Source organism: Pedobacter sp. SYSU D00535, from assembly GCF_017355855.1.
Classification (GTDB): domain Bacteria; phylum Bacteroidota; class Bacteroidia; order Sphingobacteriales; family Sphingobacteriaceae; genus Desertivirga.
On sequence record NZ_JAFEWD010000017.1, the window covers coordinates 15,264 to 37,065 of the forward strand.

21 protein-coding genes and 1 riboswitch are annotated in these 21,802 nt (G+C 43.2%); of the genes, 16 read left to right on the forward strand and 5 right to left on the reverse strand.

The window, feature by feature from the left end; all coding sequences use genetic code 11:
* The first annotated feature begins 125 nt into the window (after positions 1 to 125).
* Positions 126 to 265: riboswitch (cobalamin riboswitch) on the forward strand.
* A 116-nt stretch (positions 266 to 381) separates the two neighbouring features.
* The 6 genes from J4N23_RS20195 (at position 382) to J4N23_RS20220 (ending at position 7,578) form a co-directional block, all read left to right on the forward strand.
* Positions 382 to 1,350, forward strand: coding sequence for a ribonucleoside-diphosphate reductase small subunit (locus J4N23_RS20195; RefSeq protein ID WP_207429660.1), 969 nt, complete (start codon positions 382 to 384; stop codon positions 1,348 to 1,350).
* 74 nt (positions 1,351 to 1,424) lie between these two features.
* The gene (locus J4N23_RS20200; RefSeq protein ID WP_207429661.1) at positions 1,425 to 3,803 is read left to right on the forward strand and encodes a ribonucleoside-diphosphate reductase subunit alpha; all 2,379 of its coding nucleotides are present in this window, start codon (positions 1,425 to 1,427) and stop codon (positions 3,801 to 3,803) included.
* A gap of 110 nt (positions 3,804 to 3,913) precedes the next feature.
* Positions 3,914 to 4,120, forward strand: coding sequence for a cysteine-rich CWC family protein (locus J4N23_RS20205; RefSeq protein ID WP_207429700.1), 207 nt, complete (start codon positions 3,914 to 3,916; stop codon positions 4,118 to 4,120).
* A gap of 101 nt (positions 4,121 to 4,221) precedes the next feature.
* Positions 4,222 to 4,638, forward strand: a complete 417-nt coding sequence (locus tag J4N23_RS20210) for an acyl-CoA thioesterase (RefSeq protein ID WP_207429662.1) — start codon at positions 4,222 to 4,224, stop codon at positions 4,636 to 4,638.
* A 55-nt stretch (positions 4,639 to 4,693) separates the two neighbouring features.
* On the forward strand, positions 4,694 to 5,437 hold the full coding sequence (gene fabG / locus J4N23_RS20215) for a 3-oxoacyl-[acyl-carrier-protein] reductase (RefSeq protein WP_207429663.1): 744 nt from the start codon (positions 4,694 to 4,696) through the stop codon (positions 5,435 to 5,437).
* Between the two features lie 53 nt (positions 5,438 to 5,490).
* Positions 5,491 to 7,578 carry a hypothetical protein gene (locus J4N23_RS20220; RefSeq protein WP_207429664.1) on the forward strand — a complete coding sequence of 696 codons (2,088 nt, stop codon included), beginning with the start codon at positions 5,491 to 5,493 and terminating at the stop codon, positions 7,576 to 7,578.
* A 7-nt stretch (positions 7,579 to 7,585) separates the two neighbouring features.
* Here J4N23_RS20220 and J4N23_RS20225 read toward each other — a convergent pair whose 3' ends face one another.
* From J4N23_RS20225 to carA, 4 genes are all read right to left on the reverse strand, one after another.
* Positions 7,586 to 7,999: a hypothetical protein gene (locus J4N23_RS20225; protein ID WP_207429665.1), complete on the reverse strand. Its 414-nt coding sequence runs from the start codon at positions 7,997 to 7,999 to the stop codon at positions 7,586 to 7,588.
* Between the two features lie 84 nt (positions 8,000 to 8,083).
* A complete protein-coding gene (locus J4N23_RS20230; protein ID WP_207429666.1) occupies positions 8,084 to 8,398 on the reverse strand; it encodes a septum formation initiator family protein in 315 nt (104 codons plus the stop codon).
* Between the two features lie 73 nt (positions 8,399 to 8,471).
* On the reverse strand, positions 8,472 to 9,767 hold the full coding sequence (eno, locus tag J4N23_RS20235; protein WP_207429667.1) for a phosphopyruvate hydratase: 1,296 nt from the start codon (positions 9,765 to 9,767) through the stop codon (positions 8,472 to 8,474).
* Positions 9,768 to 9,970: 203 nt separating this feature from the next.
* Positions 9,971 to 11,074: a glutamine-hydrolyzing carbamoyl-phosphate synthase small subunit gene (gene carA, locus J4N23_RS20240; protein ID WP_207429668.1), complete on the reverse strand. Its 1,104-nt coding sequence runs from the start codon at positions 11,072 to 11,074 to the stop codon at positions 9,971 to 9,973.
* A 314-nt stretch (positions 11,075 to 11,388) separates the two neighbouring features.
* On the opposite strand from carA, the gene panB reads away from it, so the two are divergent.
* From panB to hemH, 8 genes are all read left to right on the forward strand, one after another.
* Positions 11,389 to 12,204, forward strand: coding sequence for a 3-methyl-2-oxobutanoate hydroxymethyltransferase (gene panB / locus J4N23_RS20245; protein ID WP_207429669.1), 816 nt, complete (start codon positions 11,389 to 11,391; stop codon positions 12,202 to 12,204).
* A 46-nt stretch (positions 12,205 to 12,250) separates the two neighbouring features.
* Positions 12,251 to 12,988, forward strand: coding sequence for an RluA family pseudouridine synthase (locus J4N23_RS20250; RefSeq protein WP_370527305.1), 738 nt, complete (start codon positions 12,251 to 12,253; stop codon positions 12,986 to 12,988).
* Positions 12,989 to 13,061: 73 nt separating this feature from the next.
* Complete coding sequence (locus J4N23_RS20255) at positions 13,062 to 13,667, forward strand: 1-acyl-sn-glycerol-3-phosphate acyltransferase (RefSeq protein ID WP_207429670.1); 606 nt, start codon at positions 13,062 to 13,064, stop codon at positions 13,665 to 13,667.
* A gap of 3 nt (positions 13,668 to 13,670) precedes the next feature.
* Positions 13,671 to 14,762, forward strand: a complete 1,092-nt coding sequence (locus J4N23_RS20260; RefSeq protein WP_207429671.1) for a glycosyltransferase family 2 protein — start codon at positions 13,671 to 13,673, stop codon at positions 14,760 to 14,762.
* Between the two features lie 5 nt (positions 14,763 to 14,767).
* Positions 14,768 to 15,406 carry a carotenoid biosynthesis protein gene (locus J4N23_RS20265; RefSeq protein ID WP_242689308.1) on the forward strand — a complete coding sequence of 213 codons (639 nt, stop codon included), beginning with the start codon at positions 14,768 to 14,770 and terminating at the stop codon, positions 15,404 to 15,406.
* Between the two features lie 23 nt (positions 15,407 to 15,429).
* The gene (locus J4N23_RS20270; RefSeq protein WP_207429672.1) at positions 15,430 to 16,278 is read left to right on the forward strand and encodes a 4-hydroxy-3-methylbut-2-enyl diphosphate reductase; all 849 of its coding nucleotides are present in this window, start codon (positions 15,430 to 15,432) and stop codon (positions 16,276 to 16,278) included.
* Positions 16,279 to 16,315: 37 nt separating this feature from the next.
* Complete coding sequence (locus tag J4N23_RS20275; protein ID WP_207429673.1) at positions 16,316 to 16,984, forward strand: fatty acid desaturase; 669 nt, start codon at positions 16,316 to 16,318, stop codon at positions 16,982 to 16,984.
* Positions 16,985 to 17,115: 131 nt separating this feature from the next.
* On the forward strand, positions 17,116 to 18,132 hold the full coding sequence (gene hemH / locus J4N23_RS20280) for a ferrochelatase (protein ID WP_207429674.1): 1,017 nt from the start codon (positions 17,116 to 17,118) through the stop codon (positions 18,130 to 18,132).
* Between the two features lie 49 nt (positions 18,133 to 18,181).
* Here hemH and J4N23_RS20285 read toward each other — a convergent pair whose 3' ends face one another.
* Positions 18,182 to 19,432, reverse strand: coding sequence for a 3-deoxy-D-manno-octulosonic acid transferase (locus J4N23_RS20285; protein WP_207429675.1), 1,251 nt, complete (start codon positions 19,430 to 19,432; stop codon positions 18,182 to 18,184).
* 66 nt (positions 19,433 to 19,498) lie between these two features.
* Here J4N23_RS20285 and J4N23_RS20290 point away from each other — a divergent pair, with 66 nt between their 5' ends.
* On the forward strand, positions 19,499 to 20,812 hold the full coding sequence (locus J4N23_RS20290) for a UDP-glucose/GDP-mannose dehydrogenase family protein (RefSeq protein WP_207429676.1): 1,314 nt from the start codon (positions 19,499 to 19,501) through the stop codon (positions 20,810 to 20,812).
* Positions 20,812 to 21,801, forward strand: a complete 990-nt coding sequence (locus J4N23_RS20295; protein WP_207429677.1) for a UDP-glucuronic acid decarboxylase family protein — start codon at positions 20,812 to 20,814, stop codon at positions 21,799 to 21,801. Before J4N23_RS20290 ends, J4N23_RS20295 begins: the two co-directional genes overlap by 1 nt.
* Position 21,802: the final 1 nt, after the last annotated feature.

The following is a 21,802-nucleotide window of genomic DNA, read 5'->3' on the forward strand; positions in this document are numbered from 1 at the left end:
CAATAACTTTAGCCGAAGCTGCTTAAAAGGAGCTACAGCGCAGTATTGTGAATAACCTATCCCGCTGTTTAAAACTTCCTGTCTGCGACAGAGGTTCCAGCTCTTATCTTTGTTTCATTAAGTTCTTTAACATAAATCGTTCAGGTTCATAGTAAGGTTTTACAAGCTATGATTAAAAGGGAACCGTGTGCAAATCACGGGCTGACGTGCAACTGTAAGGTCGATATGACTAAGCCAGACACCTGCCGAAACGATTTTGTCATAACTTTCACGAATAAGGTTTTGACGAAAGCCCGTCTCCGTTTTCAGCGACCCGCTGTCTCCGGACATCCTGTCTTTTGTCAATTCCTGGTTAGCACTATTAACATTAATTAACTTGTTATGCAACAGGATGAAATATTACTAAAGGAGAACAAGGACCGCTTTGTGATCCTCCCTATCAACTATCCCGCTATTTGGCAGATGTACAAAAAACATGAAGCCAGCTTTTGGACCGCCGAAGAGATCGATCTTTCTTCAGATCAAAAAGACTGGGAGAGCCTGAACTCTGGAGAGAAGCATTTTATTTCGCATATCCTCGCTTTTTTTGCGGCCAGCGATGGTATCGTCAATGAAAATCTTGCTGTGAACTTTATGAGCGAGGTGCAGGTGCCCGAAGCCCGTTGCTTCTATGGCTTCCAAATTATGATGGAGAACATTCACTCTGAAACTTACGCCCTGCTTATTGATACTTACATAAAAGACGCTACCGAAAAGGATCGCCTTTTCCATGCCATCGATACGGTTCCCTGTGTGAAGAAAAAAGCGGAATGGGCGCTACGGTGGATCGAGAACGGAAGCTTTGCGGAGCGCTTAGTGGCTTTTGCAGCGGTGGAGGGGATTTTCTTCAGCGGTAGTTTCTGCTCTATTTTCTGGTTGAAGAAGCGGGGATTAATGCCGGGATTAACCTTCAGTAATGAGCTGATTTCCCGCGACGAGGGCCTGCATTGTGAGTTTGCCTGTCTGTTGTACAGCATGTTGAAGAATAAGCTTCCGGAGAGTCAGGTGCATCAGATTATCAGGGACGCCGTAGAAATCGAAAAGGAATTCATCACGGATGCCTTGCCAGTTGCCCTGATCGGGATGAATGCGAAACTAATGAGTCAGTACATTGAGTTTGTGGCCGACAGGTGGTTGAGTGAACTGGGCTATTCAAAGATCTACAACGCCACCAATCCTTTTGATTTTATGGAGATGATCTCGCTGCAGGGTAAAACGAATTTCTTTGAGAAGCGGGTAGGCGATTATCAGAAAAGCGGAGTACTTTCATCAAAGGATACACAGGCCTTTTCACTGGATGAGGATTTCTAGTTTCATCCGAACGATTTAATAAACTAAAATATTTGTAACACCAAAAGCCATCCCGTAAAGGGTAGGAGGGGCATATGTTTGTAATAAAAAGAGACGGAAGAAGAGAGTCCGTAAAATTTGATAAGATCACCGCACGTATTGAGAAGCTTTGCTATGGCTTAAACCCAGAATTGGTTGATCCAATTGATGTGGCCAAAAAGGTAATTGAAGGCTTGTATGATGGAGTAACAACTTCCGAACTAGATAGTCTCGCTGCCGAAACAGCTGCTTCTTTAACCACTAAGCATCCGGATTATGCCTTATTGGCCTCGCGAATAGCGGTTTCCAATCTTCATAAAAACACGGTAAAGTCTTTTTCGGAAACGATGAAGAAGCTTTATCTCTACGTAGATTCAAAAATAAATAAACCGGTTCCGCTGATTGCTGATGATGTATGGGAAGCAATTGAAGCGAATGCTGATATTCTGGATAGCACTATCATCTACGACCGTGATTTTGGCTTCGATTACTTTGGGTTCAAAACGCTGGAGAAATCTTACCTGTTGAAAATTGATGGAAAGATCGTCGAGCGTCCCCAACATTTGTTTATGCGAGTGGCTGTAGGGATTCATAAACATGATATTGAAAATGTCATTAAAACCTACAACTTGATGAGTGAGCGTTGGTTTACGCACGCGACTCCCACTCTGTTTAACGCCGGTACTCCGAAACCGCAGATGTCCTCCTGTTTCCTTGTAACCATGCAGGACGACAGCATCGACGGGATTTACGATACCTTGAAGCAAACCGCTAAGATTTCACAAAGTGCAGGAGGTATTGGTTTGAGTATCCACAATGTTCGGGCGACAGGCTCTTACATCAGCGGTACTAACGGAACGAGCAACGGCATTATTCCGATGCTTCGTGTGTTTAACGATACTGCCCGTTATGTGGATCAGGGCGGAGGCAAGCGCAAAGGCGCTTTTGCCGTGTACCTCGAGCCATGGCATGCGGATATTTTTGATTTCCTTGACCTGCGGAAGAATCACGGCAAGGAAGAGCTGCGGGCGCGTGATCTGTTTTACGCACTGTGGGTCTCAGATCTGTTTATGAAGCGGGTAGAGGCCAATGAAGACTGGAGCTTATTCTGTCCGCACGAAGCTCCGGGATTGCACGAATGCTGGGGAGAAGAGTTTGAAGCACTTTACACGCAGTATGAGGCTGAGGGAAGAGCCCGCAGAACCGTAAAGGCTCAGGACCTATGGTTTGCAGTGTTAGATGCGCAGGTAGAAACGGGTACGCCTTACTTGCTATATAAGGATGCGGCCAACAGGAAATCCAATCAGCAGAACCTGGGAACTATTAAGAGCTCGAACCTTTGTACGGAAATTATTGAGTACACTTCTGCCGATGAGGTCGCTGTTTGTAACCTGGCTTCTCTAGCGCTTCCGAGATATATCACAAACGGCGTCTTTGATCATGAGAAACTTTACGAGGTAACCTATCAGGTGACCTTCAACCTCAACAGAATCATCGATCATAATTACTATCCGATAGATGAGGCTAAAAATTCTAATCTCCGTCACCGTCCTATTGGCTTAGGTGTTCAAGGGCTAGCCGATACATTTATCCAGCTCCGTCTGCCATTTGAAAGTGAAGAGGCGAAGCAGCTAAACAAGGACATCTTTGAGACGATCTATTTTGCGGCTATGACAGCTTCTAAAGATCTGGCGATTCAGGAAGGGCCTTATGAAACGTTTAAAGGTTCTCCGTTATCAAAAGGGCAGTTTCAGTTTGACATGTGGGGAGTGAAGCCGGAAAGTGGTCGCTGGGACTGGGAGAACCTTCGTTTGGATGTGATGAATCACGGGGTAAGAAACTCGCTTCTCGTAGCACCGATGCCTACTGCTTCTACTTCGCAGATTCTGGGAAATAATGAATGTTTCGAGCCCTACACTTCCAATATTTACACCCGTCGGGTGTTGAGTGGTGAGTTTATCGTGGTCAACAAGCATTTGTTGAAAGACTTGGTTTCGCTAGGCTTGTGGAATACCGACATGAAAAACAAGATCATCACGGCTAATGGTTCCATTCAGGATATCCCTGAGATTCCAGCAGACATTAAAGAGCTGTATAAAACGGTGTGGGAAATTAAGATGCGTACCATCATTGATATGGCTTCTGATCGGGGCGCATTTATTTGTCAATCGCAGTCACTCAACCTGTTCATTAATGCTCCTAATGCGGCAAAACTTACATCTATGCATTTCTATGCCTGGAAAAAGGGATTGAAGACAGGAATGTATTACCTGCGGACACAAGCAGCTACACAGGCGGTGAAGTTCACGGTAGAAAATCAGGCCGGAAAAAATATGGAACCTGTTATACCTGAAACGGTCGATGCGGTTGCAGATGAAATTCCTGCAGGACCGGTTTGCTCTATGGAAGAAGGCTGCGTGACCTGTTCAGCGTAAGTTAAATTTACGAATTGTGATTTATGATTTACGAAGCTATCGTAATTCGTAAACCTAAAATCGTAATTAGATCAACATAAGCAATGGTACTTTTAACATTGTACATCAACATGGTTAAGCATGAAATCATTCCCTGCGAGCGCTGCAATGGTCGTATCGAGTGTAAAGCAAATTCATACACTAAATGCCAGTGCAGTAAAGTGTCTTTGAACTTGAACGAGGTGCAGTATGTGAGCGAAAGGTTTGATGGTTGCTTATGTGCAGCCTGTTTGTTGGCGCTGAAAGAGGAATACCGCCAGATGCTCAAGGAGTGTTGATCGTCTTAACTTCTTAGGGCCTGGCAGCCAAACTATACTCCCACAAAAAGGTTAGAATTAAAGCCGCTTAATTGCGGCTTTAATTCTTTATTTTGAGTCCTATGAACATTGAAGAACGGAAAGCTCTTTCTGAGACACGCATATTTAAACCTGTTTTTGCAACAGATACCAATCATTACAGCACTCTCCACGGAGGAGTAGCGATGAAAATGATGGACGACACTGCTTTCATTGCTGCCACCCGGTTTTGCAGGCTTCCCGTGGTAACGGTGTCATCCGACCGCATTAACTTTAGTAAGCCCATCCCGGAAGGTACCATTGTGGAGGTGGTGGCAAGGGTAATGGATTTGGGAAGAACTAGTTTGAAAATAGGAGTCGATATTTTTATTGAGCAGATGTACGAAGAAAGGAGGGAGCTAGCAATACACGGTACACTCACCTTTGTAGCGTTGGACGAAAACAAGAAGCCGGTTTCCATCAGAGAACATCTGAGAAAGATAGGCGTAGACGTCGATTAGTCTCTTTTTCCAATTTCTAAAAAATATCTAACTTCACGGCCTCAAATAGAACATAATGAAATTATTAGAAGGAAAAACGGCTTTAGTTACCGGAGCATCGAAAGGCATCGGCCGTAAAATAGCTGAAAAGTTTGCTGAGCAAGGCGCTAATGTAGCGTTCACCTATTTATCATCGGTTGAAAAGGGGCAAGCTTTAGAGCAGGAACTTCAATCCGCAGGAACAAAAGTAAAAGGTTACCGTTCTGACGCTTCTAAATTTGATGAAGCAGAAAAATTGATTAATGATATAGTTGCTGATTTTGGAACCATTGACATTGTAGTGAACAACGCCGGAATTACTAAAGACGGCTTGTTGATGCGGATGAGCGAACAGCAATGGGATGAAGTACTGGAAGTGAATCTGAAGTCGATCTTCAATGTAACCAAAGCCGCATCAAAAATCATGATGAAGAACCGTAAAGGTGTATTCATTAATATGAGTTCTGTGGTAGGAGTTCAGGGGAATGCGGGGCAGGGGAACTATGCTGCTTCTAAAGCTGGTATCATTGGCTTCTCTAAGTCAATGGCGAAAGAGTTAGGCTCTCGCAACATCCGCACGAACGTGGTTGCTCCCGGATTTATCAAAACAGAAATGACTGAAGTGTTAGACCCGAAAGTGGTTGAAGGATGGGAAGCTGGTATTCCATTGAAGCGCGCTGGCGAAACAGAAGATGTAGCTAATGCTTGTGTATTCCTCGCTTCTGATATGGCTTCTTACGTCACAGGGCAGGTAATTGCCGTAGATGGCGGAATGCTGTAGACCAGATTTAAACTTTTTTAAATAAAAAATGGCATATTTACGTTTCTGTACATATGCCATTTTTATTTCAGCTGCAGTTTACTTCCTTTTCTATTCTTTGGCTGTTGTTTAGCCTCCTCCTCGGAGTAGCATATGCTTTTTTTCTCTATAGAAAAAAGTCCCATTTATCTGAACCAACGAAAAGATTTCTGTTTGCAGCTCGTACCCTTGCGGTTGCTGCTACCGTGTTTCTGCTTTTTGCTCCCTATATCAAACTATCCGATAAAACAGTCGAGAAGCCGCTGATCATACTTGTTCAAGACAACTCCGCTTCCGTAAGTTTGGGAGCTCCAGGGAGTTTCAGTCTGGCGAATTACAACACAGCTATAAGGAAACTCGCTCAATCCTTTTCCAGAGACTATGAAGTAAAAACTTTTAGCTTCGGTAGCAGTGTGCGCCAAGGACTGCAGGCTAGCTATGAGGATAATGTTACGGACATCAACGCCGTCTTTAGCTTTATTGCAGATCGTTATGCAAACAGAAATATCGGCGCCATTATCCTCGCTACTGATGGTATTTACAACCGCGGAGGTACGCCTCAATATAATGCTTTGAATTTAAAGGCTCCCGTATATACTGTAGCACTAGGCGATACGATTCCTAAAAAAGATCTTTTGATTGCCAACGTTAACTATAATAACCTGGTTTTTCTGGGTAATGAGTTTCAGGTAGAGGTTCTGTTGGAGGCCTTTCAGAGCCGCGGAACCGCTGCTCATGTCTCCTTATCGGATAAAAATGGAGTCTTGTTCAGTAAGATAGTTTCTGTCGCTTCTAACGAGTTTCGGACAACTGTTCCTGTTACTTTATCCGCCAAAGAAAAAGGAATTCAGCAGTTTACAGTGAAAGTGGCCTCCGTACCAGGCGAATTATCCACCCGTAATAATAGCTTTACTTTTTTCGTGGAAGTGGTGGATGGTCGGCAGAAGGTGCTTATTATCGCGAACTCCCCTCATCCCGATATAACTGCGCTGAAGCAAAGCATCCAAAGTAATAGGAACTACGAGGTAAGCAGTAGTTTGATAAACCTTATCAAGCAAGATCAACTGCAACAAGCGGATCTGGTGATCTTGCATCAGGTCCCGTCTCCCTCAGGTTCGATAGAAAGTTTAGGTCCGTTGTTGGGGAGAAAGAACGTTTGGTACATACTGGGTGCCCAAAGTAACACAGCGGCTTTTTCTAATGCGCAGAGCTTACTGAAGGTTTCGGCGGGAGGCACGATGCAGGAGGTCACCCCCGACCTCAGCAGTGATTTTTATGAGTTTGTACTGAGCGAAAGTACAAGGAAGAAGATTGCCGGTTTTTCGCCTCTTATTGCCCCTTTCGGTGATTACGGATTGAAAGGCCCAGGCTCGGTACTTCTTCAGCAAAGGGTAGGGAAAATCCAGACAGACAAGCCTCTGCTCGCCTTCTCGTCAGAAGGAGAAAGGAAAACAGCGGTGTTAGCGGGCGAGGGGATATGGCGTTGGCGGTTGGAGGATTTTAAGGAAAATGGAAATCATCAGGCCGTGGACGAATTGCTCAGCAAAACAGTACAGTGCCTTTCAAGGAAGGACGATAAACGGAAATTTCGGGTGTACACCTCGCAGAATACTTTTGACGAAAGCGAACATATAGTGCTCAACGCCGAGCTCTATAATGATGCCTACGAATTGGTTAACACTCCAGATGTGTCCGTTACATTGAAGAATAACTCGAATAAAAGCTTTCCGTTTATCTTTTCGCGTACTGGGAATTCCTATATTCTAGATGCCGGCAACCTCCCTGCAGGTGAATATACTTTCACTGCCAATACAGCCCTTGGAAATAACAAGTATTCAGCGCGAGGGCAATTTATTATTACCCAGCAACTCGCTGAGCTGAGGGAGACTACGGCTAATCATCAATTGTTAAATACCCTTTCGGTTGAAAGTGGTGGAGAGACAGTTTTTCCGCATCAGATAACTGAACTAGGAGACAAAGTTAAGAATAACGAACTGGTAAAAACGGTATCTTACGAAAACCGTAGATTTGATGAGCTAGTCAACCTTAAATGGATTTTCTTCTTGATACTCTTCCTGCTTACTCTTGAGTGGTTCGGGCGGAAGCGAAGCGGAGAGCTTTAGGTTTTCTCTATTCTTGTAGCTTCAAGTAGAAGGGGAAAGACGCTTTCTTCTGCTTCCACACGCCTTTGATTGTTCCATCTACACCTTGTTTGCCGATAAAACTGGAGACATTAACATTTTGCGAATCAAAGCATTTGAAAGACCAAGAGCGTTTGTCGGTGTCAAAAGAACCTACAAGTGCAAAAGTTTTACCGCTGACGGCTTCATAGTAGCTGCCTTTGTATTTTAGTATCGCCCTGCTACTGAAGGTGGTTTTCTGTTGTACTTCGGTAAGGGTCATTCGTATGTATGAAATGCCTTGTATTTCCCCAACAAAGGAAAGTTCGGAGATTCTGGTTTTAATAGAAGGTGTAGACTCCGTCTTATATTCGCGATAGTTATCCCATCTTTCAGTTCCATAAGTACTAGCAACTCCAGTCATCAATTGAAAGAATAACAGTCCACGGAGTATGTTGGAATACAGTCTCGGCACTTGACAGATAGAAGGTTTAATTGAAATTGATTATTAAAAAAGCGACTTTTCTTCTTTAGATTTCTCCTTTACGATCACATACACATCTTCATTCTCTTTTTTCATCAGGTACTTCTCACGGGCAAATTTCTCCAGCCTCTCCCGGTTCGTGGTCAGTTCGTCCAAGTCTTTTCGTACTTGCTGAATTTCTTTGGTGTAAAATTCCTTTTCTTCTTGTAGCTTGTTTAACTGAGAGCGGTATTCGTATTGCGACATCAGGTCGTTTCGATCAAAGAATAACATCCAGGCTACGAAAAACGCAGTTACAAGGAAGTATTTATTGCTGATTAACCCAACTGTTCTTTTCATAGGTACAAATATAAAAACATCCCGAATTTATCAAAATCCGGGATGTTTATGTTTACCGATATTAATCAGCAGACTATTTTTTCAAGAATTTGAAGTTCTTGCCAATGAATTTGGCATTTGCTCCTAATTCTTCTTCGATGCGAAGTAGTTGGTTGTATTTAGCGATCCTGTCTGAACGTGACGCTGAACCGGTTTTGATCTGACCACAGTTTAACGCAACAGCCAAATCAGCAATGGTAACATCTTCGGTTTCGCCAGAACGGTGAGACATTACGGAAGTATAACCACTGTTTTGTGCTAAAGAAACAGCGTTGATAGTTTCAGTTAGTGAACCTATTTGGTTTACTTTTACCAGGATAGAGTTACCAGTGCTGTTATCAATACCTTGTTGTAAACGCTTAACGTTAGTAACAAATAAGTCGTCGCCTACTAGTTGAACGCGGTCGCCAATGCGGTCTGTCAGCATTTTCCATCCATCCCAATCATCTTCCGCCATACCGTCTTCGATAGATACAATCGGATATTTCTCTACCAGCTGAGCCAGGTACTCCACTTGTTCTGCACTGCTGCGGATGGCACCTTTTTCACCTTCAAATTTAGTATAATCGTATTTGCCGTCTTTGTAGAACTCAGAAGCTGCACAGTCGAAGGCCAGGTAAATATCTTCACCCGGTTTGTAACCTGCTTTTTCAATTGCTTGTAAAATAGTTTCAACACCATCCTCTGTACCTGCAAATGTTGGAGCAAATCCACCTTCATCACCTACTGCAGTAGAAAGACCTCTGTCGTGCAGGATTTTTTTCAGGTTGTGAAATACTTCAGTTCCCCAACGTAATGCTTCCGAAAAAGATGATGCGCCGATCGGCATGATCATAAATTCCTGGAAAGCGATAGGAGCGTCAGAGTGAGAACCACCATTTACGATGTTCATCATTGGGATAGGAAGCGTATTTGCGTTAACTCCACCAATGTAACGGTAAAGTGGTTGACGGCTCTCTTGTGCTGCAGCTTTTGCTACGGCCAAAGAAACACCTAAAATAGCGTTCGCGCCAATCTTACCCTTGTTTTCTGTGCCATCAATCTTAATCATCAGGGCATCGATGGTGTTTTGTTCAAAAACATCCAGACCCTTTAGTTCTTTAGCTAAGATTTCGTTTACGTTTTTAACAGCATTCAATACACCTTTTCCCATGTATGTTGCCTTGTCGTTGTCACGAAGTTCCACCGCTTCGTGTACTCCTGTAGAAGCACCAGATGGGACAGCAGCACGACCAAGGATGCCGTTTTCAGTAATCACGTCTACTTCAATAGTAGGATTGCCACGAGAGTCAAGGATTTGACGGGCATGTACGTCTAAAATTAAGCTCATTTGTTTCTTATTAATTGTTTACCTAATGGATCTCCCACATCTAAATTGCACGGGTATTGTTAGTGTAATGCAGACACTAAGCGGAGAGGCCCATCAAAATTAATGTTTTATATACTTAAAAAAATGATATTTGTAATTTTCTTGTTCGACTTGTAATAAAAAACCCACTTTCGTTAGTAAAAGCGGGCTTTTTATTACAAGTTTTATTTTTTCTCCATCATGTCGACAAATTGATCGAAGAGATAGCGTGAATCATGAGGGCCAGGAGATGATTCCGGGTGGTATTGAACCGAAAAAGCTCTTTTGTCCTTCACTCTGATTCCTTCAATCGAGTCATCATTTAGGTTAACGTGAGTGATTTCTACTTTGTCAGAGTTTCTTACGTCCTCAGCAACAACACCAAAACCATGGTTCTGGGAGGTTACCTCACAATGGTCCATAATGATATTTTTAACAGGATGGTTTAGTCCGCGGTGTCCGTTGAACATTTTCATAGTCCGAATGCCGTTTGCCTGCGCTAGCAACTGATGTCCAAGACAAATTCCGAAAAGCGGTTTATCGGCTTCCAAAACTTTTTTTACAGTGTCAATGGCATAAGGCATAGCTGCAGGATCACCAGGGCCATTGGAGATAAAGTATCCATCTGGCGCCCATTTCTCCATCTCCTCAAAAGGAGTAGTAGCAGGGAATACTTTTGCGTACACATCACGATGGTCAAAATTCCTCAGGATGTTTTTCTTTACGCCCAGGTCAAGGACGGCGACACGGTTTTTTGCATCTTCCTTTCCATAGAAATAAGGCTCTTTCGTAGACACTTGAGAAGAGAGCTCGAGGCCTGCCATGGAAGGAACGTCAGCAAGTTTTTGCTTCAATTCATCCAGATCAAGAATTTCTGAAGAGATGATCGCATTCATCGCTCCCTTGTCTCTGATGTGTCTTACTAGCGAGCGGGTATCTACATCTGATATACCTACGATGTTCTCTTCCTGAAAGTAATCCTGAATTGATTTGTCAGACTGCTTTCTGCTATACACAATATTGAAGTTCTTACAAACCAAGCCTGCAATTTTGATGTCGCCTGATTCGATTTCTTCATCGTTTACACCGTAATTACCGATGTGTGCATTGGTGGTAACCATTATTTGCCCGAAGTAAGACGGGTCTGTGAAAATTTCCTGATAACCAGTCATACCAGTATTGAAACAAATCTCTCCCGTTGTGGTGCCAATTTTGCCGGCAGCTTTTCCGTGATATACAGTTCCGTCTTCCAGTAAGAGTACAGCAGGTAATTTGGTGTAATTCGTCATTTCAGTTTATCGTGTTTTGCTTTTTTAAATTGTTTTGGTGTAAAGAATCTTTCAGCCATTGATACTCAAGATAGTCCGCATCTGCTCCGTAAGCAATAATCATGCTCGAATCAATGGACTCACAGTCCTCATTTTCAGAAAATAAATGAAAAAACTTAAGATTTCCGGAAGAACTTCCGGCCGCGGTATGCAACAGGCTGAAGCAATCGACTTCAAATTTCACAGGAGACAAAGGTAAGAGATTATGCCCATTTTTTAAAGTCTGTTTTTAAATTTACTTTCTACCTTTACTTCAGATTTTTTAACACATAAAAATGTCGGTTAATACAGAAATAAAACGCATTACTACCAATACATTACAGGAGATGAAGCTTCGGGGAGAAAAAATTTCCATGCTGACATCCTACGACTATTCGATGGCCCGCATAGTGGACGAGGCGGGTATTGATGCTATACTGGTGGGCGATTCTGCTTCCAATGTAATGGCTGGACACGAGACTACTTTACCGATTACACTTGACCAGATGATCTACCATGCTTCATCAGTAGTCAGAGCGGCAAAAAGAAGTTTGGTGGTAGTTGATCTTCCCTTTGGTTCGTACCAGGGAAACTCGAAAGAGGCTTTAAACTCTGCTATCCGCATTATGAAAGAAAGCGGCGCTCATGCCGTTAAGTTGGAAGGCGGCGAGGAGATCCGGGAGTCAATTGAACGTATAATTACTGCAGGAATTCCCGTGATGGGCCATTTGGGGCTTACTCCTCAATCTATATATAAGTTCGGGACCTACACGGTAAGAGCCAAGGAAGAGGCAGAGGCAGAAAAGCTAAAAAAGGATGTGCTGGTATTGCAGGAGGCAGGATGTTTTGCCGTGGTGCTTGAGAAGATTCCGGCCAAGCTGGCTGCTGCGGCAACTGAAAGTGTGAAAATTCCCACCATTGGAATTGGTGCTGGTGCCGCTTGTGATGGTCAGGTATTGGTGGTGCACGATATGCTGGGCTTAACGAAAGGTTTTCGACCCCGCTTTTTACGACAGTATTTGAATCTATACGAAGAAATCAGTGGAGCAGTTAAAGGCTATGTGGCGGACGTTAAAAGTTCAGATTTCCCGAGCGAGAAGGAGCAGTACTAATTTGAGCAGTACGGGAAAAATCTAGTTGAATTGTAGATAGAAGATAGTGATCGAAAAATCTAAGGGACAAAAAACAGCAAATACTCAAGTTGTTGAAATTACAGATAGGGATGTGTTGTACGAAGACAATCACCTTATCGCTATAAATAAAAGGGCAGGGGATATTGTGCAAGTGGATGAGACAGGCGACAAGCCGCTTGATGAAAAGGTAAAGACCTATCTTGCTAAAAAGTACAATAAACCGAATGGCGCGTTTCTTGGCGTTGTGCATCGCCTAGATCGCCCGGTGAGCGGAGTGATTCTTTTTGCTAAGACCAGCAAAGCCCTTGATCGGATAAATGCGATGTTCAAGGGTAGAGAAATGAAAAAGACATATTGGGCCGTGGTGCGGAACAAGCCCGTACCTGAAGCAGGCAACCTTGTTCACTGGCTGGTGAAAAACCCGCAAAAAAACGTTACAAAAGCATTCGACAAGGAAGTGCAGGGATCGCTTCGCTCTGAGTTGAACTACAAGCTGATTGGAGAACTAAATGGGTACTACCTGATCGAAGTAGATCCTATTACAGGAAGGCCACATCAAATACGAGTGCAGCTCTCCACTCTTGATTGTCCTATTGTCGGAGATAACAAGTACGGGTATCCGCGTGGGAGCTTGAAGAAGAGCATTTGTCTTCATGCTAAACGACTTCGCTTTGTTCATCCCATAAAAAAAGAACCGATTGATATTGTCGCTCCTTTACCTAAAGATGGTTTTTGGGAGAAGTTTGAGATCTTCGCTGAATAAAGCTCTACAACAAGCCCTTTCAAATTGACGTAGAGTATTTTGCAGTCTTTGGGCCAACAGTTATCTTGCCTGCATGAAGTTGTTGGTCCGAAAATTCTTTTCCTGGTATATCAGTTACATCTTGAACAAGGATTTCAAGACTATCCACTTCAACCAGGTGACGCTTCAGGATACAGCGGTTTTATTACTCGCAAATCACTTTTCCTGGTGGGACGGATTTCTCTACTTCCATATCAATAAGATATACCTTAAAAAGAAATTCCATGTGATGGTGTCGGAGGAGAACTATCGCAATGTCTGGTTTTTGAAATACCTCGGTGCCTTTCCAGTTTATGCGGGATCGAGAAAGGTAATAGAATCTTTACAGGAAGCCGGCTCCTTGTTGAACAAGCCTGAAAATCTTGTGCTAGTGTTCCCCCAAGGGAAATTGTACTCCAATCAGGTGCCTTCAGTCGAGTTCGAAAAAGGTGTTTCGGCCATTATCAATTCATCCGAAAAAAAATTCCAATACCTTTTTGCTGCAACTTTCGTTGATTATTTCGAAAAACGGAAACCGTCCTTTTATTGTTATCTTAAACTTTGGCAGTCGCAGGAATACCTTAGTTTACAGCTAATAAAAAAAGCCTACAATAATCATTATGAACATTCGCGACAGCTACACAGTCGCCATGCAGTATAACGGATGCTAATATTTTATATAGTCTTCTTTTTCCTGATTCTTCGATTTTCTGTTACGCTGTTCAATTTTATTTCGAATCCAAAGCTTACCAGATCACCCAGGCACTATAATGAGCTTGTTTCTATTTTAATTCCGGCCCGAAACGAGGAGGAGGATATTCTGGACTTACTAGAATCTATTCAAGAGCAGGACTATACCAACTACGAGGTAATTATTCTGGACGACGATTCAGACGACAGTACTTTCGAAGTTTGTGAAGAGTTCTGTAAGGGCGATAAACGCTTTTCGGTTGTAAAGGGAGCGGAACTGCCAGAAGGGTGGTTGGGGAAAAACTATGCCTGCCACCAGTTGTCCCTTCTGGCTAAAGGGAAGTATCTCATGTTTTTAGATGCGGATGAAGTTGTTGCAAACGGTCTGATTAATAATGTGATTCATCGCATGAAGATGGGGAAACTTGCGCTGCTAAGTCTGTTTACCAACCAGATCATGGGATCAGTAGGCGAGCGCCTGGTTGTTCCTTTGATGCATTATCTATTGCTGAATACCTTGCCCTTACGTCTGGTCAGACTTTCCAGGAGTGCAAAGTTCTCAGCCGCCAGCGGCCAATTTATGTTTTTTGATGCCGCTTCCTACCACGCCCATCTGTGGCATGCTCAAGTGAAAGATAAAGTGGTGGAGGACATGGAAATAATGAAACTTGTGAAAGCCTATCAATACCCTGTAGAGGCGCTCTTGGCCAACAAGTATATCTCTTGCAGGATGTATAAAAGTTTCTCGGAAGCGGTAGATGGATTTAGTAAAAACCTGTTAGCCGGATTCAATAATAGTATTCCCGCCTTATTGTGTTACTTACTGCTCGTCATGCTCGGTCCTTTGTTTATCGCTTTTTACCTCGACCTCCAGCTCTTGTTTTTCGCTATTGCCCTGATTGTGCTTTCGCGGATAATGATCTCGCTGGCTAGCGGACAAAACGTACTGTTAAATCTCCTCTTTCATCCCATACAGATGCTTTCGATGCTGGTTATCTCGTTTGTCTCCATTAAAAAACACTTGGACAAAAGTATTCGCTGGAAAGGACGGAGAATAAGCCCTTAATTAGAATGAGATTAACGAAGGAATCTGTTTGTAGCTTAATTGTTGTTGTCTTTCATCTCGTTGGCTTCATAGGGTTTTCTATACCCCAGCTTGTACCAGTCTTTAAGCAATTGGTTCCCGGTCATCTGTTGCTAATGCTTCTGCTTTTGTTGCTGAGTCATAGGGACAGAAACGGGCCATTTGGCGTTTTTCTTCTGGTTGTTTACCTGGCAGGATATTTTATAGAATTCATAGGCGTGCATACCGGAATGATTTTCGGACAGTACTTCTACAAGACTACCCTGGGATATAAAGTAGCGGAGATCCCCTTGATGATTGGGGTAAATTGGGTATTGGTAATTTACTCGGCCGGCGCTTTTATCTACCACCTGGGGTTAAGAAATAAACTGGTGTCGACTATTATCAGCGCCGCATTGGTAACGCTCATGGACGTTTTGATAGAGCCAGTAGCTATCCGATTTGATTATTGGGATTGGGTGGGACAATCCGTGCCGCTGCAAAACTACCTTGCGTGGTTCTTGTTTTCCCTGGTAGTATCAGCCCTGTTCTTTTATTTGAACTTCGAGAAGCGAAATCCGACAGGAGCCGTATTATTTGTCGTTCAGTTTTTGTTTTTTATAGCCTTGAATGTAAAAGCGGCCTGAAAACAATTTAGTATTTTTGCGCTATGAGTTTAAACCTTGAGGTTAAGATAGATCAGGATTCGGGCTTTTGCTTCGGAGTAGTTTACGCTATTGATATGGCGGAGGAAATTCTCGAAGAAGAAGGTTATCTGTATTGCCTCGGAGATATCGTTCATAACGACGAGGAAGTGGCACGCTTAAAGGAAAAAGGACTTAGGATCATCAATCATGAAGACCTGAAAAGCCTGAACAACGAGAAGGTGTTGATCAGAGCACACGGAGAAGCTCCTGAAACGTACAAGACAGCTTTGGAGAATAATATCACGTTGATTGACGCATCCTGCCCTGTTGTGTTAAAACTGCAAAACCGGATTAAAAACTCTTACGACGACAACGAGAAGATTTTGATATTCGGGAAACACGGTCATGCTGAGGTGATCGGGCTGCAAGGGCAAACTAATAACGATGCCTTAGTTTTCCAAGACCTGGCAGAGCTGGACAATGTTGATCTCCCTCAAAAGTTTACCCTCTATAGTCAGACCACCAAAAGTACCGACAAGTTCTACCAGATAAAGTCCGAGTTGCTGAACCGCGGTTTTGAGGTAAAAGCTAATGACACCATCTGTCGCCAGGTGTCTAACCGGGATGAGGAACTCAGAAACTTCGTAAAGAAATTCAACAAAATCGTATTTGTCTCAGGCAAGAAATCTTCTAATGGCAAGGTGTTGTTTGAAGTTTGCAAGCAATACAATCCGGATACCTATTTTATTTCTCAGCCAGAAGAACTCAGTCCCTCAATGTTTAACGGAAACGATAAGATAGGGATTTGCGGAGCTACCTCTACGCCTATGTGGTTGATGGAGAAGGTAAAACAAACGCTCGAAGCTTATTAAGCTCAAACATTTTTCCGGTTCAGGGCTTAAAACAGGTATGAAGCCTGCGTCAAACATCGGGGTAGTAGTAGCTGTAGTTATTATATCGGTCTGGCTGATTTGCCTGTCCTCTCTTTTTCTATGGGATTTTTCCTGGAGTAACCCTCTCGTATATCTGATGATCTTGGTGCAGATGCACCTTTATACCGGACTTTTCATTACTGCCCATGACGCCATGCACGGTACAGTTTCATCTTCTGCAACCGTCAACCGGGTCATTGGCCAAATTTGTACGGCTCTGTACGCCGCTTTTCCCTTTTCCAGGCTGTATAAGAAACACCATGAGCATCATCGGCATGTACACTCGGAGTTGGATCCCGATTACCACGAAGGTGGTTTCTGGAGCTGGTATTTTCAGTTTATGAAGGAGTACCTCAGTATCTGGCAGGTGCTTATTATGGCTCTTGTTTTCAATGTGTTGAAGATCTGGATTGAGGAGCGGAACTTACTACTGTTCTGGGTGCTACCCTCGTTGCTTAGTACTTTGCAATTATTTTATTTCGGAACCTGGCTACCCCACCACGGAGAACATTTGAACAAGCACCACTCGAGAACGCAGCGGAAAAATCATGTACTCGCGTTTTTGTCCTGCTACTTCTTTGGTTATCATTACGAGCACCATAATTCTCCTGGAACCCCCTGGTGGCAGCTCTGGAAGCTGCGTTAAGTGCTCATGATCCGCAAATTGTGTTGCTTAAGTCAAATATTATCTTCCGTTAACTGGCAATAATATCGCCCACATATATTTGCAGTTTTAAAAGCAGACTCTATAAGCCATTCGGCTAGCTAAAAAGAAATATGAGAAAACAGGGAGTGTTATTGGTTAATCTGGGTACACCAGATAGTCCTTCAGTTTCGGATGTTCGTAAATACCTGGACGAGTTTTTAATGGATGAGCGGGTAATCGATATTCCAACTATTAACAGAACGCTCCTTGTCAAAGGTATTATCGTTCCTTTTCGCGGGCCTAAATCAGCCAAAATTTACAAAGAAGTCTGGTCTGATGAAACCGGCTCTCCGCTGCTTTATTATAGTATCCGCCAGAAAGAATTGCTGCAGGAAAGGTTGGGTAACGATTACGTGGTTGAATTAGCCATGCGATATCAAAGTCCTTCCATTGAGTCGGCGCTTTTAGCCCTTAAGAGAAAGCAAGTTGCCAGTATTAAAGTAATTCCTCTTTTTCCTCAATATGCCTCAGCATCAACTGGTTCTGTTAACCAAAAGGTGATGGAAATTGTAAGTAAATGGCCAACTATTCCAGATATTTCTTTCATTAGTTCGTTTCATGATAATGAAGGGATGATAGAGGTATTTGCAGAAAACGCAAGAAAATATAATCCAGATAGCTTCGATCATGTTCTGTTTAGTTTTCACGGACTGCCTGAACGGCAACTCACCAAAGCAGATGATACCGGGAAATATTGTTTGAAGGTAGCAGACTGCTGTTCACGGTTTAATGATGCAAACAGAATGTGCTACTCTGCACAATCGCACGATACTGCCAGGTTGATTGCTGCAAAATTGGGTATTTCAAGGGATAAGTACACCGTATGTTTCCAATCAAGATTGGGCAACTCCCCCTGGAAAAAGCCTTACACTTCCGATGTTTTGAAAGAGCAAGCTGAAAAAGGTGCAAAGAGGTTATTGGTTTTTAGTCCAGCGTTTGTCGCCGATTGCCTTGAAACACTATATGAGATTGTTGAAGAGTACAACGAAGAGTTCAAAGCTTTAGGCGGGGAGAAAGTGCAACTGGTAGAAAGCTTGAACGATGATCCGCGTTGGATTGCTGCGCTGGAGAAAATGGTGAAGGGCTAGTTCTTGGTGCAATGGCAGGCCCCCAAAGCTAATTCGCTAATATCAGAAACTAGTTCGATGGGTTCGCCAGCTGTTTCTCCAAATGGTTGAGGATAATCCCTGTGGCGCCTTTTCCTTCCTGAACTAATCGACCGGCGGCGGCAGCGGTTTTTGTGCGAAATTCTTCATTTTGCAGCTTTCGCATGATATCTTGTAGCTCCTCCCGATTACTAATTGAAAAACCTGCTTCTGCAGAAATTAGTGCCTTCGCTTCCAGAAATCTGTCGTAATTAGGGCCGAAGATGACTGGAATGGCAAAAGCAGCAGCTTCAAGGGTGTTGTGAATGCCAACTCCAAAACCTCCGCCGATGTAAGCAACTTTTCCATATTGATACAGTGAAGAGAGCATCCCAATATTATCAATTATCAGAACACGATGCTGGAACGCTTTCTCAATTTGATCGAACTCCGAGTATCTAACAGCGATTCCGGGTTCGAGCAGGGATATAAAGGCCTGAATTTTTTCTTCTTTGATTTCGTGCGGTGCAACAACAAACTTCCACTGCGGGTATTCTTTTGCAAGGCCAGCAATTAATTTTTCATCTTCGGGCCAGGTACTGCCAGCTACTAAAACGGGATTTACTCCACAGAAAGTTTCCACTTTCTCAAACTGCTTTGCAGATGCTGCATTCTCGGCTACCCGATCAAACCTCGTATCCCCGCTTACAGTTACATTGTTAATATTGATGTCCTCTAGCAACTGTTTGCTTCTTCCATCCTGAACAAAAAAGTGACTCACCCGCTTCAGCATCTTTCTGTTTAGTCCTCCATACCATTTAAAAAATGGTTGCGATTCCCGGAAGATACCGGAAATGAGGTAGAGCGGTATGCCTTCTCGTTGCAGCTCTTTGAAGTAATGATACCAAAATTCGTACTTAGTGAAAATAGCGAGTTGTGGCTTGGTCAGCTGTATGAACTTTTCAGCATTGAACCTGGTGTCAAGTGGAAGATAGAAGATGTAATCCGCTCCCTGGTAGTTTTTGCGGAGCTCGTAGCCGGAGGGGGAGAAGAAGGTGATGAGAGTTTTATAGTTTGGATATTGTTCTCTAACTTTCTCAAGCACCGGTCGTCCTTGCTCAAATTCGCCCAAAGAAGCAAAATGAAACCATACTTTTTCAGCTCTCGGATCTACTTCTTGTGCTATTCTTTGAAACAGATTTCTCCTTCCCTCGATCCAGAGTTTAGCCTTGGTATTAAAGAAATGGAAAATAAATATTAATAAGTAATAAATTCCTATACCAAAGTTGTAAAGAATTAGCATTTTGCTTGCTTAAATGTTTTATATTCGCCGAAAATACTCTAAATCTGTTAAATAACATTTCATTATATGAAAATAGCCGTAGTAGGTACAGGATATGTAGGTTTAGTAACCGGAACATGTCTTGCAGAAACAGGTAATACTGTAACCTGTGTTGATATTAACGAGGAGAAGGTTGAAAAGATGAAACAGGGCCAGATCCCGATTTATGAACCTGGTCTTGAGATCCTTTTTCACCGTACTATTGCACAGGGAAGGCTAAAATTCACTACTGATCTAGCTGAAGCAATTACCGATGCAAAGATCATCTTTTTGGCGTTGCCAACTCCTCCGGGAGGTGATGGTTCTGCCGATTTAAGCTTCGTGCTGGGAGCAGCAAAAGATATCGCAAAGATTATCACGGATTATAAAGTTGTAATCACCAAATCAACTGTTCCAGTGGGTACCGCCGACAAGGTGAAAGCGGTATTTACTGAGAATACAGATGTTGAAGTGGATGTGGTGTCAAATCCTGAGTTTTTGCGCGAAGGTGTAGCTGTTGAGGATTTCATGAAACCGGATCGGGTGGTTGTAGGAACAAGCAGCGATAGAGCACGGAAATTGTTGGAGGAGCTTTATGCTCCATATGTGCGTTCTGGTAACCCCATTATTTTTATGGACGAGCGCTCTTCCGAGCTTACTAAATATGCAGCAAACTCTTTCCTTGCTACCAAAATTACCTTCATGAACGAGGTTGCGAACCTGTGTGAGCTGGTAGGTGCCGACGTAGACATGGTTCGTCGCGGTATTGGTGCAGATGCGCGTATCGGTAAGCGTTTCTTATTTCCAGGTGTTGGATACGGCGGTAGCTGCTTCCCTAAAGATGTGCAGGCCTTAGAAAAATCGGCTGCGGAAGCGAATTATGATTTCCGCATACTTAAGTCAGTGATGGCAGTGAACGAGATGCAGAAGACGGTGTTGGTGGAAAAGATGCGGAAGTACTATAATGGAGACTTGAAAGGTAAAAGGTTTGCAATGTGGGGATTAGCGTTCAAACCTGAAACTGATGATATCCGTGAAGCTCCAGCCTTGTACATCATTGATGAACTGGTGAAAGAAGGTGCTGAAATCGTAGCATACGATCCTGAAGCAATGGCTAACGTACAAAGACTGAAAGGTGATGTAATTAAATACGCGGAGGATCCGTATGTAGCATTAGAAGGAGCTGATGCCCTGATCATTGTTACTGAATGGTCTTTATTCCGCACCCCTGACTTTGAAAAGATGGAGAAAAACCTGAAATCCAAGGTTATTTTTGACGGGCGGAACTTGTACGATCTTCAAAAAATGATAGATTGCGGTTATTATTACAATAGTATTGGCCGTAAAATAGTAGAAGCATAATGGGCAGAAAACGCATACTTATTACCGGCGCAGCCGGCTTTCTTGGATCTCACCTTTGTGATCGCTTCATAAAAGAAGATTTCCATGTTATTGCAATGGACAACCTGATTACTGGTGATCTGCGTAATATCGAACACTTGTTCCATTTGGAGAACTTTGAGTTCTATAATCACGATGTATCGAAGTTTGTTCATGTACCGGGCGAGCTGGATTACATTTTGCACTTCGCGTCACCGGCAAGTCCTATCGATTATCTTAAAATTCCTATCCAGACACTGAAAGTAGGGAGCTTGGGTATCCACAATTTATTAGGACTTGCAAAGGATAAAAAGGCCAGAATCCTTATTGCTTCTACATCTGAAGTATATGGTGATCCTAACGTAAATCCGCAACCTGAAGAATACTGGGGTAATGTAAATCCAGTTGGTCCTCGTGGCGTTTATGACGAAGCGAAGCGCTTTCAGGAGGCCATCACTATGGCTTATCATACTTTCCATGGATTGGAAACGCGGATTGTCAGAATTTTTAACACATACGGTCCTCGTATGCGTTTGAATGATGGACGGGTGCTTCCTGCTTTTATCGGTCAGGCAATTCGTGGTGAAGATCTTACTGTATTTGGCGATGGATCCCAAACCAGATCGTTCTGTTATGTGGACGACTTGATCGAAGGTATATACCGCCTGTTGTTTTCCGATTACGCAGGTCCGGTCAATATCGGTAACCCGGATGAGATCACGATCAGGGAGTTTGGCGAGGAGATTATCAAGCTTACAGGAACGAAGCAAAAATTGATCACAAAACCTCTTCCGACAGACGACCCGAAACAGCGTCGTCCGGATATTACAAAAGCGAAAGAGATTTTAGGCTGGGAGCCGAAGGTATCGAGAGCAGAGGGGCTGAAAATCACTTACGAATATTTTAAATCACTTCCGCAGGATTTGATTGAGAAAATCGAGCATAAAGATTTTAGTAGCTATAATAAATAGA